12 protein-coding genes are annotated in these 16,898 nt (G+C 61.5%); 3 read left to right on the top strand and 9 right to left on the bottom strand.

The annotated features are described in order from the left end of the window. Positions 1-50: 50 nt before the first annotated feature. Positions 51-722: a DsbA family oxidoreductase gene (locus tag KX729_RS00125; protein ID WP_219740437.1), complete on the top strand. Its 672-nt coding sequence runs from the start codon at positions 51-53 to the stop codon at positions 720-722. Positions 723-738: 16 nt separating this feature from the next. Beyond that, entirely contained in the window at positions 739-1,674 is a 936-nt protein-coding gene (locus KX729_RS00130; RefSeq protein ID WP_219740438.1) for a DMT family transporter, read from the top strand. Here KX729_RS00130 and mfd read toward each other — a convergent pair whose 3' ends face one another. Both mfd and KX729_RS00140 read right to left on the bottom strand, forming a co-directional pair. Further along, complete coding sequence (gene mfd / locus KX729_RS00135; protein ID WP_219740439.1) at positions 1,675-5,193, bottom strand: transcription-repair coupling factor; 3,519 nt, start codon at positions 5,191-5,193, stop codon at positions 1,675-1,677. After that, positions 5,190-5,519: an FAD assembly factor SdhE gene (locus tag KX729_RS00140; RefSeq protein WP_219740440.1), complete on the bottom strand. Its 330-nt coding sequence runs from the start codon at positions 5,517-5,519 to the stop codon at positions 5,190-5,192. The genes mfd and KX729_RS00140 overlap by 4 nt, the downstream gene beginning before the upstream one ends. Positions 5,520-5,626: 107 nt before the next feature. Here KX729_RS00140 and recG point away from each other — a divergent pair, with 107 nt between their 5' ends. Next, positions 5,627-7,732, top strand: a complete 2,106-nt coding sequence (gene recG, locus KX729_RS00145) for an ATP-dependent DNA helicase RecG (RefSeq protein ID WP_219741170.1) — start codon at positions 5,627-5,629, stop codon at positions 7,730-7,732. Here the strand turns inward: recG and KX729_RS00150 are convergent. From KX729_RS00150 to KX729_RS00180, 7 genes are all read right to left on the bottom strand, one after another. After that, positions 7,710-8,408, bottom strand: a complete 699-nt coding sequence (locus KX729_RS00150; protein ID WP_219740441.1) for a DUF502 domain-containing protein — start codon at positions 8,406-8,408, stop codon at positions 7,710-7,712. The genes recG and KX729_RS00150 overlap by 23 nt on opposite strands. 84 nt (positions 8,409-8,492) lie before the next feature. Then, positions 8,493-10,319, bottom strand: a complete 1,827-nt coding sequence (gene glmS, locus KX729_RS00155) for a glutamine--fructose-6-phosphate transaminase (isomerizing) (RefSeq protein ID WP_219740442.1) — start codon at positions 10,317-10,319, stop codon at positions 8,493-8,495. Positions 10,320-10,440: 121 nt separating this feature from the next. Next, positions 10,441-11,802, bottom strand: a complete 1,362-nt coding sequence (gene glmU, locus KX729_RS00160; RefSeq protein ID WP_219740443.1) for a bifunctional UDP-N-acetylglucosamine diphosphorylase/glucosamine-1-phosphate N-acetyltransferase GlmU — start codon at positions 11,800-11,802, stop codon at positions 10,441-10,443. Positions 11,803-12,075: 273 nt separating this feature from the next. After that, a complete protein-coding gene (locus KX729_RS00165) occupies positions 12,076-13,149 on the bottom strand; it encodes a BMP family ABC transporter substrate-binding protein (RefSeq protein ID WP_219740444.1) in 1,074 nt (357 codons plus the stop codon). 48 nt (positions 13,150-13,197) lie between these two features. After that, complete coding sequence (locus KX729_RS00170; protein ID WP_219740445.1) at positions 13,198-14,112, bottom strand: ABC transporter permease; 915 nt, start codon at positions 14,110-14,112, stop codon at positions 13,198-13,200. Continuing rightward, positions 14,112-15,200 carry an ABC transporter permease gene (locus tag KX729_RS00175; RefSeq protein ID WP_219740446.1) on the bottom strand — a complete coding sequence of 363 codons (1,089 nt, stop codon included), beginning with the start codon at positions 15,198-15,200 and terminating at the stop codon, positions 14,112-14,114. Before KX729_RS00175 ends, KX729_RS00170 begins: the two co-directional genes overlap by 1 nt. Next, positions 15,190-16,782 (bottom strand): ABC transporter ATP-binding protein, encoded by a 1,593-nt coding sequence (locus tag KX729_RS00180; RefSeq protein ID WP_219740447.1) that lies wholly within the window; start codon positions 16,780-16,782, stop codon positions 15,190-15,192. Before KX729_RS00180 ends, KX729_RS00175 begins: the two co-directional genes overlap by 11 nt. Positions 16,783-16,898: the final 116 nt, after the last annotated feature.

A 16,898-nucleotide genomic window follows, 5' to 3' on the forward strand; every position in this document is an offset into this window, starting at 1 on the left:
CCCCGGCTCTCAAGTCGCCTCGGAAATTGCCCATAGGAAAGGACGCCGCCATGGAGCGCGTGACCATCGACATCGTCTCGGACATCGTTTGCCCATGGTGCTATCTCGGCAAGGCGCGGCTGGAGCTTGCGGTTGCGGAAGTGCAGGACGAGATCGGCGTCGATGTGAACTGGCGCCCCTACCGGCTGAACCCGGAACACCCGCCGGAAGGCGTCGATCATCAGGCGCATCTGATCGAGAAGCTGGGCGGCAAGGATTCCGTCGAGCGCGCCCATGACATGCTGAGGAAACTCGGCGAGGAAGTCGGGATCAAATACGATTTCGAGGCGATCAAGATCGGTCCGAACACGCTCGATGCACACCGTCTGCTGCATTGGGCGATGATGGAAGGCCGCGAGATCCAGGACAAGGTTGCGACCGCGCTCTTCAAGGCGAATTTCGAGGAAGGCCGCAATGTCGGCGATCATGCCGTGCTGGCGGACATTGCCGAGAAATCCGGGCTCGACCGCAAGGTCATCGAGAACCTGCTTTCCACCGATGCGGACAAGGACACAGTCGTTTCCGAAATCGAGGCAGCGCAGAAGATGGGCGTCACCGGTGTGCCGTTCTTCATCATCGATGGTCAATATGCGGTCAGCGGCGCGCAGACCCCGGATGTGCTTGCCAATGCGCTGCGCGAAATCGCCCAGCTGAAGAGCGAAGCCCGCAAGGGTATGATCTGAACACGGAACCAATGACGTGCGTAGCGACCAGAGCCTGAAGGGCGTTCTTCTCGCCTTCCTTTCGTTTGCCGCCTATTCGTGGAGCGATGCCAGCGTCAAGATGATCGAGGGCGCGCTGACGCCCTATGAGATGGGCTTCTGGGGCGCCGTCTTCATGCTGGCCGGCTTTCCGTTTCTTTTGAAGAAGGATGACCGCTGGCATGATGCCTTCCGCAGCACAAACCGGCCATTGTGGATCCTGCGGTTCTTCTCCGCGGCGATCGGCACGATCGGCAGCGTTGCCGCCTTCACCTATCTTTCGATGGCGGAAGCTTTCGCACTGATATTCCTGCTGCCCTCGTTCGTGACGATCATGTCGGTGATTTTCCTGAAGGAAACCGTCGGCATCCGGCGCTGGAGTGCCGTGGTGATCGGCTTTATCGGCGTGCTCGTCGTGCTTCGTCCCGGTTTCCGCGAGCTGTCGATCGGTCATCTCGGCGCGGTCTTTGCCGGGCTCTCGGGTGCCATCTCGATCGTTATCTACCGGGCAATGGGACCGACCGAAAAGACCATTTCGCTCTACGGCGCCGGTATTGCCGGCGTGCTGGTGGTTCTCGGCTTCATGATGATCCCGGACTTCCGCTGGCCGACCATGATCGAATGGGTGATGCTGGCAGGTTACGGCCTGCTGGGAGCCTTCGCGACGATCATGCTGATGTATGCCGCCAACTACGCTCCGGCCGCCATGATCGGCCCACCGCAATATAGCCAGATGCTATGGGCGATCCTTTTCGGTTACCTGATCTTCGGCGATACGGTCGATCTGCCGATGCTGATCGGCATCCTGCTGATCATTGGTTCCGGCCTGCTGACCCTGGCGCGCGAGCGGGCTCGCGACGTGCCGCTGCCGCATTCCGTCGCGCCCGATCCGCAGGCGGCTGCCGTGACCATTCCGGAAAAATCCGGTCCTTAATCAGACCTTCGCCAGTTCCGCAAATTCCGTCATCACCCGGGCGGCGGCCGTCAACCGCTTTTCCGGGCTCGGCAGGTCGCGGGTCAGGAACACACTGTGATCCGGGCGGATCTTCGCCATCGTACCCTGCTTGGCGATATAACCGACGAGATTGGCCGGGTTCGGGAACTGCTTGTCGCGGAAGGTGACGACGATACCCTTCGGGCCGGCGTCGAGCTTCTCGACATTCGCCTTGCGGCAGAGCGACTTGATGTAGACGACCTTGAGGAGGTTCTGAACCTCCGTCGGCATCGGGCCAAATCGGTCCACCATTTCCGCGCCAAAGCCGTCGATCTCCGAAAGCTCGGAGACCTCACCAAGGCGGCGATAGAGGCCCATGCGCAGATGCAGGTCCGGCACATAGTTTTCCGGGATCATCACGGTGATGCCCACCGAAATCTGCGGCGACCAGCCCGTATCGGTGATCTCGTCGTCGCCCTTCACCTCGGCGACCGCTTCTTCCAGCATCTGTTGGTACAGCTCGAAACCGACTTCCTTGATATGGCCGGACTGTTCCTCGCCCAGTAGGTTGCCGGCGCCGCGGATATCGAGGTCGTGGCTGGCAAGCTGGAAGCCGGCGCCGAGCGTATCGAGAGATTGCAGTACCTTGAGGCGACGATCCGCCATCTGGGTCAGCGTCTTGTTGACCGGCAGAGTGAACAGCGCGAAGGCGCGTACCTTCGACCGACCGACGCGACCGCGAAGCTGGTAGAGCTGCGCCAGGCCGAACATATCGGCGCGATGTACGATCAGCGTATTGGCTGTCGGCACGTCGAGGCCGGATTCGACGATGGTCGTCGAGAGAAGCACATCGTATTTGCCGTCGTAGAAGGCATTCATGATGTCTTCGAGTTCACCGGCGGCCATCTGACCATGTGCCACCGCGACCTTCAGCTCCGGCACGTCGGATTGCAGGAAAGCCTGGATTTCCGGCAGATCGGCAAGGCGCGGGCAGACGTAAAAGCTCTGGCCGCCGCGATAGTGCTCGCGCATCAGCGTTTCGCGGATCACCAGCGGATCGAAGGGTGAGATGAAGGTGCGTACCGCCATGCGGTCGACCGGCGGCGTGGTGATCAGGGAGAGTTCGCGCACACCTGTCATGGCAAGCTGCAGCGTGCGCGGGATCGGCGTGGCCGACAGCGTCAGGACGTGAACGTCGGTCTTGAGGTCCTTCAGACGTTCCTTGTGCTTGACGCCGAAATGCTGCTCCTCGTCGATGATCAGCAGGCTGAGATTGGCGAACTGGATGCCGGCGCCGAGCAGCGCATGGGTGCCGACGACGATATCGACCTTGCCGTCGGCAATGTCCTTTTTCGTCTGGTTCAGCTCTTTGGTGGTGACCAATCGCGAGGCCTGGGCAATCTTGATCGGCAGTCCGCGGAAGCGCTCGCTGAAGGTCTTGAAATGCTGGCGGGACAGAAGCGTGGTCGGCACGACGACAGCCACCTGGGCGCCGTTCATCGCGGCAAAGAAGGCGGCGCGCAGAGCCACTTCCGTCTTGCCGAAACCGACGTCGCCGCAGACAAGGCGATCCATCGGCCGGCCAGCGGCGAGATCGTCGCGCACGGCTTCGATGGCGCTTTCCTGGTCGTCCGTCTCGTCATAGGGGAAACGGGCGGCAAACTCGTCGTACAATCCTTCCGGCGTCGTCAGCACCGGCGCGCGGCGGACCATGCGGGTGGCGGCAATGCGGATCAGGTCACCGGCCATATCCAGCAGGCGCTTCTTGAGCTTGGCCTTGCGTGCCTGCCATGCGCCACCGCCGAGCCTGTCGAGATTGGCTTCGGCTGCATCCGAACCGTAACGCGACAGGAGGTCGATGTTTTCGACCGGCAGGAAGAGTTTCGCCTGATCGGCATAATGCAGTTCGAGGCAGGCGCGCGGTGCGCCGGCGGCCTCGATCGTCACCAGACCGACGAACTTGCCGATGCCGTGTTCGGCGTGGACAACCAGCGAGCCTTCGTCGAGGCCTGCGACTTCGGTGAGGAAGTCCGCGCCGCGTTTGCGCCGCTTGCCGCGGCGAACCATGCGGTCGCCGAGAATATCCTGTTCGCCGATGACGACGATATTGCCTGTCTCGAAGCCCGCCTCAAGGCTCAGCACCGCCGAAGCCGCCTCGCCTTTTTCCAGCTTGTCGAGATCGGACAGCTTGTCGATCTGTTTGATGCGCTTCAGGCCTCGCTCGTCGAGCACCTGCAGCAGACGGTCGAGCGAGCCGGCCGACCAGCCGGTCACCAGAACCTTGGTTCCTTCGGCCCGCTTGTCGGCGATATGCTTGACGACCAGATCGAAGACGTTGACGCGCTCGCTTGTATCGCGCTCGCCGGAATTTTCTTCCGCCTGACTTTTTGCCCAGCGCGGACCGGTATGGGCGTCGACAGTCACCACCCGGCGACTGTCGGTATCCATTTCGTTGAACGGCGTCAGGCGCAAGGCACTGACGGCATCCAGTGCAGAAGCGAAGGCCTTACCGTCGAGGTAAAGCTGGCCCGGCGAGATCGGCTTGTAGGGGGCTGCCTGCGCGGCGGCACCTTTGCCTTGCGTGCCCTGGTCGCGGCGGGCTTCGAAGTAATCGAGCACCAGTTTCGACCGTTCGGCAGCGGCTTCGCGAGCGGTATGATCGGTGACGATGCGAAAGCCGCTCAGATAATCGAAAGCGGTTTCGAGTTCGTCGTAGAAGAGCGGCAGCCAATGTTCCATGCCGGCGTAGCGGCGGCCTTCCGAAACGGCCTGATACAGCGCATCGTCGCGGGTGGCCGCGCCGAACAGCGACAGGTAATTCTTGCGGAAAAGGCTGATCGTATCGGGCGTCAGCGTTACTTCGCTCATAGGATTGAGATCGAGAGAACGCGCCTGCCCCGTCGTGCGCTGGCTGGCCGGGTCAAAGCTGCGGATGGTCTCCAGCGTATCGCCGAAGAAGTCGAGCCGAACCGGTTCTTCCGTGCCCGGTACAAAGACGTCGAGAATACCACCGCGCACGGCGAATTCGCCGACCTCGCGCACCGTCGCGACCCGCTCGAAACCGTTGCGCTCCAACCGCGCGGCGATGTCGTCCATGCGGATCTGGCTGCCAGGTTTTGCCGAGAACGCGAGGCTTTCGATGATCTCGGCCGGCGCGATCTTCTGCAACATGGCATTGACCGTCACGAGCACGATCGCCGCATGCGGCTTCTTGGCGTGCGAGATCAGGCCTGACAGTGCGGCCAGCCTGCGAGCGGAGACATCTGCGCTCGGCGAAACACGGTCATAGGGCAGACAGTCCCAGGCAGGCAGCGTCAGAACCGGGATTTCCGGCGCGACGAAGGAGAGCATCTGCTCGAGATCGAGCATGCGGTGTCCGTCGGACATGACATAGGCGACCGACTGGCCGGCGCGCGCCAGCTCGGCGAGGATCAGCGGCTCCATGCCGGGCGGCACATTGCCGATCGTCAGCGGAGCGGAGGCTGCCGCAATCCGTTTCGCATCAAAACCGGCAGTCATAGGGTCTTTCCGAGCTTCTCTTCCAAGGAGGCTTTAGTCACCGGCGAAAAATCCGGCTTGTAGGCGGCAACGCGCGCAAAGAGCGGCGTGTTCAGTTCATCCGGCAGGGGCTGCGCGCCGGTTATCCAGGCATGCAGATCGTGATCGTCCTTCGCCATGATCGCTTCGAACTCGTCGAGCTCCGCATCGGCAAGGTCGGCGATTTCCGCTTCGGCGAAACTGCCAAACACGAGGTCCATCTCGCGGATGCCGCGATGCCAGCAGCGATAAAGGATACGGCGCCGACGCGGGTCGAGATCGGCGCTGGTGCGGGCCAACCCTGTCATGAGCATGTTCCTGTCATAAGCATGTTCCTGTTTTGTCGTTCATATAGGATTCTTTTCGTCCCGCGTCACCTTGCCAAATGGGCAAAATCCATCGCATTTTCCCGGCCATGCGTCCCGCCATACTCGATCCGCTTTTTGCCTCCGTTTCCTCGCTGCCCGGCGTCGGGCCGAAGGTTGCCGAAATGATCGCGCGGGTGACCAGCCGCGAGGATCCGGAGGATTGTCGCGTCATCGACCTCGTCTTCCACGCGCCCTATTCGCTGGTCGACCGCCGCAACCGGCCGGGCATTGCACTTGCGCCGCAAGGCACAATCGTGACGATCGAAGGCCGTGTAGACCGGCACCAACCACCACCGCGCGGCACCAACCAGCCCTACCGGGTCTTCCTGCATGACGACACCGGCGAACTGGCGCTGACCTTTTTCCACGCCAAAGGCGACTGGCTGATGAAGTCATTGCCGATCGACGAACAGGTGATGGTCAGCGGCAAGGTCGACTGGTTTAACGGTCGTGCTTCGATGATCCACCCGGATTTCATGGTGAAGGCATCCGAAGCGGAGAACATGCCGCTCGTGGAGCCGGTCTACCCGCTGACGGCGGGCCTCTCGCCGAAGACCTTGCGCAAGGCGGTAGAAGGGGCTGTGACACGCCTGCCTGAAATGCCGGAATGGGCTGATCCGCATCTGACGTCACGTCAGAGCTTTCCTTCCGTTACGGAAGCCTTTCGGCAATTGCATGATCCACGCGATGCGGCGGATATCGATCCGCAGGCACCGGCGCGGCGGCGGCTTGCCTATGACGAATTCCTAGCCGGACAGGTGTCTCTCTCGCTGGTGCGCCAGAAGGTGCGCAAAGTGCCGGGCCAGCCGATCCGGGTGAAGGGCGAACTGGCGGATAAGATCGTTGCCGCCCTGCCCTTTTCGCTGACGCCAAGCCAGCAGGCAGCTGTGGCGGACATCACCAAGGACATGGCCGGCGAAGAACGCATGTTGCGGCTGCTGCAGGGGGATGTCGGCGCGGGCAAGACGATGGTCGCGCTGCTTTCAATGGCGGCCGCCGTCGAGGCCGGCGGCCAGGCGGTGCTGATGGCGCCGACGGAAATCCTGTCGCGACAGCATTTCGCGACGATCTCGAAGCTTGCAAACGCCATTGGCGTCACCGTCGAGGTGCTGACCGGCCGCACCAAAGGCCGCGAGCGCGACCAGATCATCGAGCGGATCGCTACCGGCGAAGCGCAGATCATCATCGGCACGCATGCGCTTTTTCAAGATGCGATCAACTATCACAATTTGATGCTGGCGGTCGTTGACGAGCAGCACCGGTTCGGTGTCCACCAGCGCCTGCGCCTCACCGCCAAGGGCATTTCGCCGCATATGTTGGTGATGACGGCAACGCCTATCCCGCGCACGCTGGTTCTCGCCGCGTTCGGCGACATGGATGTCTCCAAGCTCACCGAAAAGCCAGCCGGCCGCAAGCCGATCCAGACGGTGACGATCCCGACCGAGCGGATTGGCGACATCGTTGGCCGGCTACGAAGCGCGATTGCGGAAGGAAAAAAAGCCTACTGGATCTGCCCGCTGGTCGAGGAATCGGATGTCTCCGAGCTGATGTCGGCGGAGGAACGCCATTCCGTGCTGGCCGGCGAGCTGGGTGCGGCAAATGTCGGCCTGATCCACGGGCGGATGAGTGGGCCTGAAAAGGACGCGGTCATGGCCGCGTTCAAGAATGGCGAAATCCGGTTGCTGGTCGCGACAACCGTTGTGGAAGTCGGCGTCGACGTGCCGGATGCGACGATCATGGTGATCGAACATGCCGAGCGGTTCGGACTGGCCCAGCTTCATCAGCTGCGCGGCCGTGTCGGGCGCGGCAGCGAGGCTTCCACCTGTATCCTGCTCTACAAGGGGCCATTGAGCGAGACCGGCCATGCCCGGCTCTCCATCCTGCGCGACAGCGAGGACGGATTTTTGATTGCCGAGGAGGACCTGAAACTGCGCGGTGAAGGCGAATTGCTCGGTACTCGTCAGTCCGGCACCCCGGGCTTCCGCATCGCGAGCCTCGAAGCCCATGCCGATCTTCTGGAAATCGCCCGCAAGGACGCGGCCAATCTGCTGGAGCGCGATCCCGACCTGACGAGCGAGCGGGGCGAGGCCATGCGCACCCTGCTCTATCTGCATCGCCGCGACGAGGCGATCAGGTTCCTGCGGGCGGGATAGGTGCCGCAAGCACCGGGATTTCCTGAATTTTCGGCTTGTATTCCGGGGCGATCAGACCGCCGGAAATCAGCAGGCGAGCACCCTCTTCCGGCGTCATGTCGAGCGGGATCAGCTTGCTCTTCTGTACGAACATCAGGAAACCGGCAGTTGGCACCGGCGTCGGCGGCAGGAAAACGGCGACCATTTCCTCGCCATCGGCATTCAGCTTTGCGGCAATCTCGCCTTGCGCATCGCCGGCGATGAAGACCAGCGCCCAGGTTCCGGGGCTTGGGAACTCCACCAGTCCGCATTTTTTGAAGGAGGTCGACTTCTCCTTCAGCACGGTCTCGAGGATCTGTTTGACGCTGCGGTAGATGGTCCTGACCAGCGGCATGCGATGCAGGATCGACTCGCCGAAATTGACGATCGTCCGGCCGATCAGGTTCTTGCCGAGAAAACCGATAATGGTGATCAGCACCACGGCGATCAGCAGGCCGGTGCCGGGAATGGTGATGTTGAAATAATATTGCGGGTCGTAGCGCTGCGGAATATAGGGCGTGACCCAGCTATCGGCCCAGTCGATGAATGTGAAGGTCAGCCAGATGGTGATGGCGACCGGGGCGCAGATGATCAGCCCGGTAAGGAAATTGTTCCTAAGACGGCCGGCTAGCGATAACCGCTCTGTAGTATCGCTCATTCCGCATCCATCCAAGCATCATCGCATTCATTCGATGCGACAATGCAGGATGGCATGCTGCGATGCAAGGAAAACAGCCGGATATCACTCCACAGTGACGGATTTCGCCAGATTGCGTGGCTGGTCGACATCGGTGCCCATGAAGACGGCCGTGTGATAGGCGAGCAGCTGGATCGGCAGCGAGAAGATCATCGGTGCGATGATCTCGTCCACCGTAGGCAGGACGATCGTCGCCATGGTCGGCAGTTTCGAGGCGGCAGCACCCTTTTCATCGGTGATGAAGATGATCTTGCCGCCGCGCGCCGCGACTTCCTGCATGTTGGAGACGGTCTTTTCGAAGAAGCGGTCATGCGGTGCGATGACGATGACCGGCATATGCTCATCGATCAGTGCGATCGGACCGTGTTTCAATTCGCCGGCGGCATAACCTTCCGCATGGATATAGGAGATTTCCTTGAGTTTCAGCGCGCCTTCCATGGCGAGCGGGAAGCTGGTGCCGCGGCCAAGGTAAAGCACGTCCTTGAAGCGCGACAGGTCGCGCGACAGCGTCTCGATCTGCGGCTGGATGTCGTTCAGCACCTTGCTCATGATGCGCGGCATTTCGGCGAGATGCTTGACCATCATCTTCTCATCGCCCGCCGTCACCGTGCCGCGGGCGCGGCCGGCGCCGATCGAAAGAGCGGCGAGAACCGCTAGCTGACAGGTAAAAGCCTTGGTGGAAGCGACACCGATTTCCGGGCCGGCGAGGATTGGGAAGATGGCATCCGATTCGCGGGCGATCGTCGATTCCTTGACATTGACCACGGCGCCGATCTTCAGGCCATTATCCTTGCAATAACGCAGCGAGGCCAACGTGTCGGCAGTCTCGCCGGACTGCGAGATGAACAGCGCGGCTTGCGTCGGCGACAGCGGCAGTTCGCGATAGCGGAATTCCGAAGCCACATCGATCTCGACCGGCAAGCGCGCGTAACGCTCGAACCAGTATTTGCCGATCAGGCCGGAAAGGTAGGCGGTGCCGCAGGCGGCGATAGCGAGGCCGGAAATCTTGCCGAAATCGATCGCTGTCGTATTGGCCTTCACCGTGTGGGCGGCGAAATCGATATAGTGGCTGAGCGCATGAGAGATGATCTCCGGCTGCTCGTAAATTTCCTTTTCCATGAAATGGCGGTGATTGCCCTTGTCGACCATAAAGGCGGCAGCCTGGGAAATCTGGCTGCGGCGCTTCAGCGGCTTGCCGTCGTAGTCGATAATCTCGGCACCCTTGTGGGTGATGATAGCGCAGTCGCCATCGACGAGATAAGTGATTTCGTTGGTGAACGGCGAAAGCGCGATGGCGTCTGACCCTAAGAACATCTCACCGTTTCCGTGGCCGATCGCCAGCGGCGGACCGGAACGGGCGGCCATGATCGAGCCGGGATCGTCCTTGAACATCACCACCAGCGCATAGGCGCCGGAAACGCGGTTCAGCATGGCGAGCATGGCGGCGCGGTGATCGAGGCCTTGGCGGGTGTATTTCGCCAGAAGATGGGCAACGACTTCGGTATCCGTCTGGCTTTCAAAAACGGCGCCTTCGGCGATCAGCTCGTCCTTCAGCTCCGAAAAGTTCTCAATGATGCCGTTATGGACGACGGCGACGCCCTCGACGAAATGCGGATGGGCATTGGTTTCGTTCGGAACACCGTGGGTCGCCCAACGGGTGTGGGCAATGCCGATCGTACCGGGAAGCGGTTCCGAATCGAGGCGCTTTTCGAGGTTGAAAAGCTTTCCCTCGGCGCGGCGACGGTCCATCCGGCCTTCGTGGATGGTGGCGACGCCGGCGGAATCATATCCCCGGTATTCGAGCCGCCGAAGCGCATCGACGAGACGCAATGCCACCGGTTCCTTGCCGACGATCCCGACAATGCCGCACATGAAGACCTCTTTCGTTTTGTGAACCCGCGCGAATTCCTAGCCGATAGAACGGCGTGCGCAACGGCACCGCCGGTCACTTTCGATATCCGACGGTAACGTCCCGCAGTTAAAGCCGGGTTGTTTATTTCGCTGCCTTTTTAGCGGCCTTCAAAGCAAGTGCCCGTTCGCGGATCACTTTGGCACGTTCGGGCTTCACTTCCTGCCGCGCGCGGCCGAGGGCGAGCGCATTGGCGGGCACGTTTTCGGTGATGACGCTGCCGGACGCGACATAGGCGCCGTCGCCGATCGAGACGGGTGCGACCAGCGACGAATTGGAGCCAATGAAGGCACTGGCGCCGATCTCGGTATGGTGCTTGTTCACGCCATCATAATTACAGGTGATCGTGCCGGCGCCGATATTGGTCTCGGAGCCAACCGAGGCGTCGCCGATATAGGTCAGGTGATTGACCTTGGCGCCCTCGCCGATCTTGGCGTTCTTGACCTCGCAGAAATTGCCGACCTTGGAACTGGCGGCGAGATCGGCACCCGGCCGCAGCCGCGCATAGGGGCCAACCGTCGCGCCGCTGGCAACGCGCGCGCCTTCCAGATGCGAAAACGAGTGAATGACGACACCACCCTCTACCTTGACGCCCGGGCCGAAAACGACATTGGGCTCGATCAGGGCATCCTGGCCGATCTCGGTGTCGTAGGAGAGGAAAACCGTCTCCGGAGCAATCATCGTCACGCCGGAGACCATCAATTCATGACGGCGGCGCTCCTGCCAGAGCTTTTCGAGAAATGCCAGTTCGGCTCGATTGTTGCATCCGGCGACTTCGTTTTCCGGCGCATCGACGGCGACTACCTTGCCACCTTCGGCTCGAGCTATCTCGACCAGATCGGTAAGATAATACTCACCCTTGGCATTGTTGTTGCTGATCTTTTCGAGAAGCGAGACCGCCTTGCGGCCGTTGATCGCCATCAGGCCGCTATTGGACCAGATGACCTTGCGCTCCTCGTCGGTCGCATCGCGTTCTTCGCGGATTGCAGTGAGTTCGCCATCCTTGACGAGAAGACGGCCGTAGCCGGTCGGCTTGTCCGTATGGAAACCGATGACGACGACGTCGGCGCCTTCCGCCAGCTTCCGACGTGCTGCCGCAAAGGAGGCGGACTGCACCAGTGGCACGTCGCCATAGGTAACGATGACGTCGTCGTAACCGCGCGCGATCGCATCCTTCGCCATCAGCACCGCATGGCCGGTGCCGCGGCGTTCGGTCTGCAGGACAGTCTCGACCGAAACGCCCTCGACGCTTCCGGCCTTGGCCACGGCGTCGGCATCACGCCCGACCACGAGTGCGGCATTCCTGACCCCGGTCGATGCGACCGCCGCCATGACATGCGCGATCATCGGCCGGCCGGCGATCGGATGCAGGACCTTCGACATCGACGACTTCATCCGCGTGCTGTCGCCGGCGGCGAGGATGACGGCAAGGCAGGAACGGTCCATGAAGAATCTCCATCTCGGGCAAGTTGCCTGCGTTTTAACAGCAAGTTTCTTGACTTGCGATAAACGCCTTGTTTGTGCGGGAAACAAAAAGGGCGCCGTGACGGCGCCCTTTGATGATTTGCTCTCGCATAGCCGTCATGCTCGGGCTTGTCCCAAGCATCTAAGCCGGTCAGCGCACATGCTACCTGAGTTGGGCGTGGTCAGATCCTCGGGACAAGCCCGAGGATGACGCCAAGGTCGGGCAGCGCTTGCACGCCAATCGCCCGCTTGACTTTACTGAGGCAGCTTGTCGTCCACACCTTCGATGTAGAAGTTCATGCCGAGCAGCACGCCGTCCTGCGGCTTTTCGCCTGCCTTCAGCCAGGCCGAACCGTCCTGCTTGTTGATCGGGCCGGTGAACGGATGCAGTTCGCCCGACTTGATCTTGGCTTCGGTCTCTTCCGCCATCGCCTTCACGTCGTCCGGCATGTTGGTGTAGGGCGCCATGGTCAGGATTCCGTCCTTCAGGCCGTCCCAGATCTGCTCGGACTTCCAGGAACCATCGAGAAGAGCCTTGGTACGCTTGACGTAATAATTGCCCCAGGTATCGACGATCGCGGTGAGCTGCGTCTTCGGGCCGGCGGCGATCATGTCGGAAGCCTGGCCGAAAGCGAGAATGCCGCGCTCGGAAGCGACCTGCATGGGCGCGGTCGTGTCGGTGTGCTGGGTCAGGATATCGACGCCCTGGTCGATCAGCGCCTTGGCGGCGTCGGCTTCCTTGCCCGGGTCGAACCAGGTGTTGGCCCAGACGACCTTCAGCTTGAAATTCGGGTTGACCGACTTCGCGCCGAGTTCGAAGGCGTTGATGCCCATGACCACTTCCGGGATCGGGAAGGAGGCGATGTAGCCGGCGACGCCCTTCTTCGACATCTTCGCGGCGATCTGGCCCTGGATATAGCGGCCTTCATAGAAGCGCGAATTATAGGTCGCGAGATTCGGAGCGGCCTTGAAGCCGGTCGCGTGTTCGAATTTCACGTCCGGGAATTTGGCGGCAACCTTGACGGTGGCGTCCATGAAGCCGAACGAGGTGGTGAAGATCAGGTTGCACTTCTCGCGGGCGAAACGCTCGATAGCGCGCTCGGCATCCGGGCCTTCCGGAACGTTTTCGAGGAACTTGGTCTCGACCTTGTCGCCGAGCGCCTTGTCGAGCTGCTGGCGGCCGAGTTCATGTGCCTGGGTCCAGCCGCCATCCGTCTTCGAACCGACGTAAATGAAACAGACCTTCTTCTTTTCCTGGGCCTGTGCGCCGCTGGAGAAGCCCCCGAGAAGGGCCGCCGATGCGGCAAGTGCGATAATCAGTTTCTTCATGTGCGAACCTCTATTGGCTTGAAGACATTTTGTTTTGGGTGAACGCGATCACCGATCGGGGACAAAAGGTTTCCCGAGCGAAGCCGGCGTGTTGATGAGCGTCGTGCGGCGATTATGCGAGATGATGATCAGCACGACAATAGTAGCCGCATAAGGAAGTGCGGAGAGAAGCTGAGACGGCACACCGATACCGAAAGCCTGGGCATGCAGCTGGCCGATGGTGACGGCGCCGAAGAGATAACCGCCGGCCAGCACGCGCCAGGGTCGCCACGAAGCGAACACCACCAGTGCGAGTGCGATCCAGCCCCGACCGGCCGACATGTTCTCCACCCATTGCGGCGTGTAGACCAGCGACAACTGCGCGCCCGCGAGACCGGCGCAGGCGCCGCCGAACATCACCGCCAGATAACGGGTGCGGATGACGTTGATGCCCAGCGCGTGAGCCGAGCCGTGATTGTCGCCGATAGCGCGCATCTTCAGGCCCGTCCGGCTCTTGAACAGGAACCAATTGATGCCGATGACGAGCGCGACCGAAAGATAGAAGGTCAGGTCCTGCGCAAACAGGACGCGGCCGAAGAACGGGATATCGGACAGGAGCGGAATGACGATCGGCTGCAGCTTGATGCCCGGCTTGCCGACGAACATCTCGCCAAGCTGACCGGAAAGGCCGAGACCGAGGATTGTCAGCGCAAGACCGGTCGCGACCTGGTTTGCCACGAGCGTCAGGGTCAGGAAACCGAAGAGCAGCGAAAAGGCCGCTCCGCCGGCAATGCCCGCCAAAAGGCCGATATAGGGCGAACCGGTCATCTGCGTGGTCGCAAACGCGCAGACGGCGCCCATGATCATCATGCCTTCGACGCCGAGGTTCAGCACGCCGGAACGTTCGGTGACGAGTTCGCCGAGTGCGGCAATGACCAGCGGCGTCGATGCGGTGATGACGGTAAGAAGGATCGCCTCGAACATCAGGCTTTCACCTCCTTCGTCTGGTTGCCGGCAAGGACCAGCCTGATCCGGTAGTGGATCAGCGTGTCGCAGGAGAGCACGAAGAACAGCAGCATGCCTTGGAAGACGCGCGCCGCCTTGTCGGAAATCTCAAGCGCCACCTGCGCCGCCTCGCCGCCGAGATAGGTCAGCGCCAGAACCAGACCGGACGCGATGATGCCGAGCGGATTGAGACGGCCGAGGAAAGCGACAATGATCGCCGTGAAACCATAACCCGGCGAGATGGCCGGCTGAAGGTGACCGATCGAGCCGGAGACTTCCGAAATGCCGGCAAGGCCAGCCAGCGCGCCGGAGAGCAGCATCGAGAACCAGACCATGCGGCGGGCGGAGAAGCCGGCAAACCGCCCTGCCCGTTCCGACTGGCCAAGCACCGAGACCTGGAACCCCTTCAGCATAAAGCGCATCATGAACCACAGGGCCACGGCCGCGACGAGCGCGAAGATGAAAGCCCAGTGGGCGCGGCCGGAATCGAGAATTTCCGGCAGGACTGCCTCGACCTGAAAACTCTTGGTGACCGGGAAATTGTAGCCCTTCGGATCGCGCCAAGGACCGCGCACCAGCCAGTCGAGGAACAGACCGGCGATATAGACGAGCATCAGGCTGGTCAGGATTTCATTGGTGTTGAAACGGGTTTTCAAAAGCGCCGGGATCGCGGCGTAAGCCGCGCCGCCGATCATGCCCATGATCATCATAAGCGGCAGGATCGCCCAGGAATGCCATTCCGGATACAGAACCGGCAAGATCGAACCGGTGATCGCACCGATGGTGAACTGACCTTCGGCGCCGATATTCCAGTTGTTCGACCGATAACAGATCGACAGCCCGACCGCGATGAGGATCAGCGGCGCGGCCTTGACCGCCAGTTCGTGCAGCGACCAGACTTCCAACAGCGGCTCGATGAAATAGACATAAAGCGAGCCGAGCGGCGGCTTGCCGAGGAACCAGAACATCACCGCGCCGAAGACCAGCGTCAGCAACAGCGCGAGCAGCGGCGAGATGATCGAGAACAGGGTCGAGACGCGGGCGCGTTTTTCAAGCTCAATGCGCATGCGCGGCCTCCGCGCCAGAAGCATTTTCCGCGATCGACTGGCTTTCGTGAATGCCGCCCATCAACAGGCCGATCCGTTCCAGCGTCAATGTTTCTGCCGGATGCGGCTCGGAAAGCCGGCCCTCGGAGATGACGGCGATATTCGTCGCCACTTCAAAAATCTCGTCGAGATCCTGGCTGATCACCACGACAGCGGAGCCGGACCTGGCAAGGTCGATCAGCGCCTGGCGGATGCGGCTTGCAGCACCAGCATCGACACCCCAGGTCGGCTGGTTGACGATCAGCACGGATGGCTGGCGGTCAAGCTCGCGGCCGACGATGAATTTCTGCAGGTTGCCGCCCGAGAGCGAACCGGCTTGCGGGTCTTCGCCGCTCTTGCGGACATCCATGGCCTCGCAGATGCGCTTGGTGGCCGAGCGGATCGCATCGAAGCGGATCACGGAGAAGGCGCCACCGGCGAGAAAAGCCTTTTTATCCGACTGGCTGCGGGCGAGCAGAAGATTGTCCGATAGCGCCATGGCAGAGACCGCTGCGTGACCGTGACGCTCTTCCGGCACGAAACCGGCGCCGAGCAGCCGACGACCGTTGATGCCGGTGCGGCCGACCGCCTTGCCGCGAATCCGGATCGCCTCGTCCTCGGCGACGGGATATTCGCCGGACAGCGCATCGAAAAGTTCGCCTTGGCCGTTGCCGGCCACGCCGGCGATCGCCAGCACTTCGCCGGCGCGCACTTTCATCGAAACGTTCTTGAGCGCGACGGCAAACGGCGTGCGTGCCGTAACGGAAAGGTTGTTCACCTCGATGCGGATATCGCCGAGTGCAGCACCGCCATCGCGAAGCACTTCCGCGACGTCGGAACCGACCATCATGCGGGCAAGCGAGGCAGGCGTTTCCTGTTTCGGATCGCAGGCGCCGGTGACCTTGCCGTGGCGCAGAACCGTGGCGCGGTCGCAGATGCGGCGGACCTCTTCCAGACGATGGCTGATATAGAGAACCGAACGGCCCTCCGCCTTCAGCTTGAACAGGGTCTCGAACAGCCGGTCGGCCTCCTGCGGCGTCAGCACCGAAGTGGGCTCGTCGAGAATGATCAGCTTGGGGTTCTGCAACAGCGCGCGGACAATCTCGATGCGCTGGCGCTCGCCGACGGACAGATCCGCCACATGCGCCTTCGGATCGAGCGGCAGACCGTAGGCCTTGGAAAGCGTTGCCGCCTCGTCGGAAATCTTTGAGAGCGAAATCCTGGGGTCGAGCGACAGCGCGATGTTTTCCGCAACCGTCAGCGCTTCGAACAGCGAGAAATGCTGGAAGACCATGCCGACGCCGAGGTTACGCGCCTCACCGGGCGAACCGATCGTCACCGGCTGGCCCTGCCAGACAATCTGCCCGGCACTTGGCTGCAACACACCGAAGAGCATCTTCACCAGCGTCGATTTGCCGGCGCCGTTTTCGCCCAGGAGTGCGTGAATTTCGCCCGGTGCAATATCCAGGTCGATCGCATTGCAGGCTGCGAAACTGCCGAAAAGCTTGGTCAAACCTCGAACCGACAGAAGCGGAGCGGCCACCGGACCTTCGGATAACGTCACTGAACCCCCTGTTCACCATCCGCACCGGCCTTCTGATGAGGCTTTTATCGTGCGTCAGCGCATTGATTTTACGAACGCTTCTCCGGACGGAGCGCCGAAGTGTGCGACTGTCATAT

It is taken from the genome of Neorhizobium populisoli, from assembly GCF_019430945.1.
In the GTDB taxonomy this organism is placed as follows: Bacteria; Pseudomonadota; Alphaproteobacteria; order Rhizobiales; family Rhizobiaceae; genus Neorhizobium; species Neorhizobium populisoli.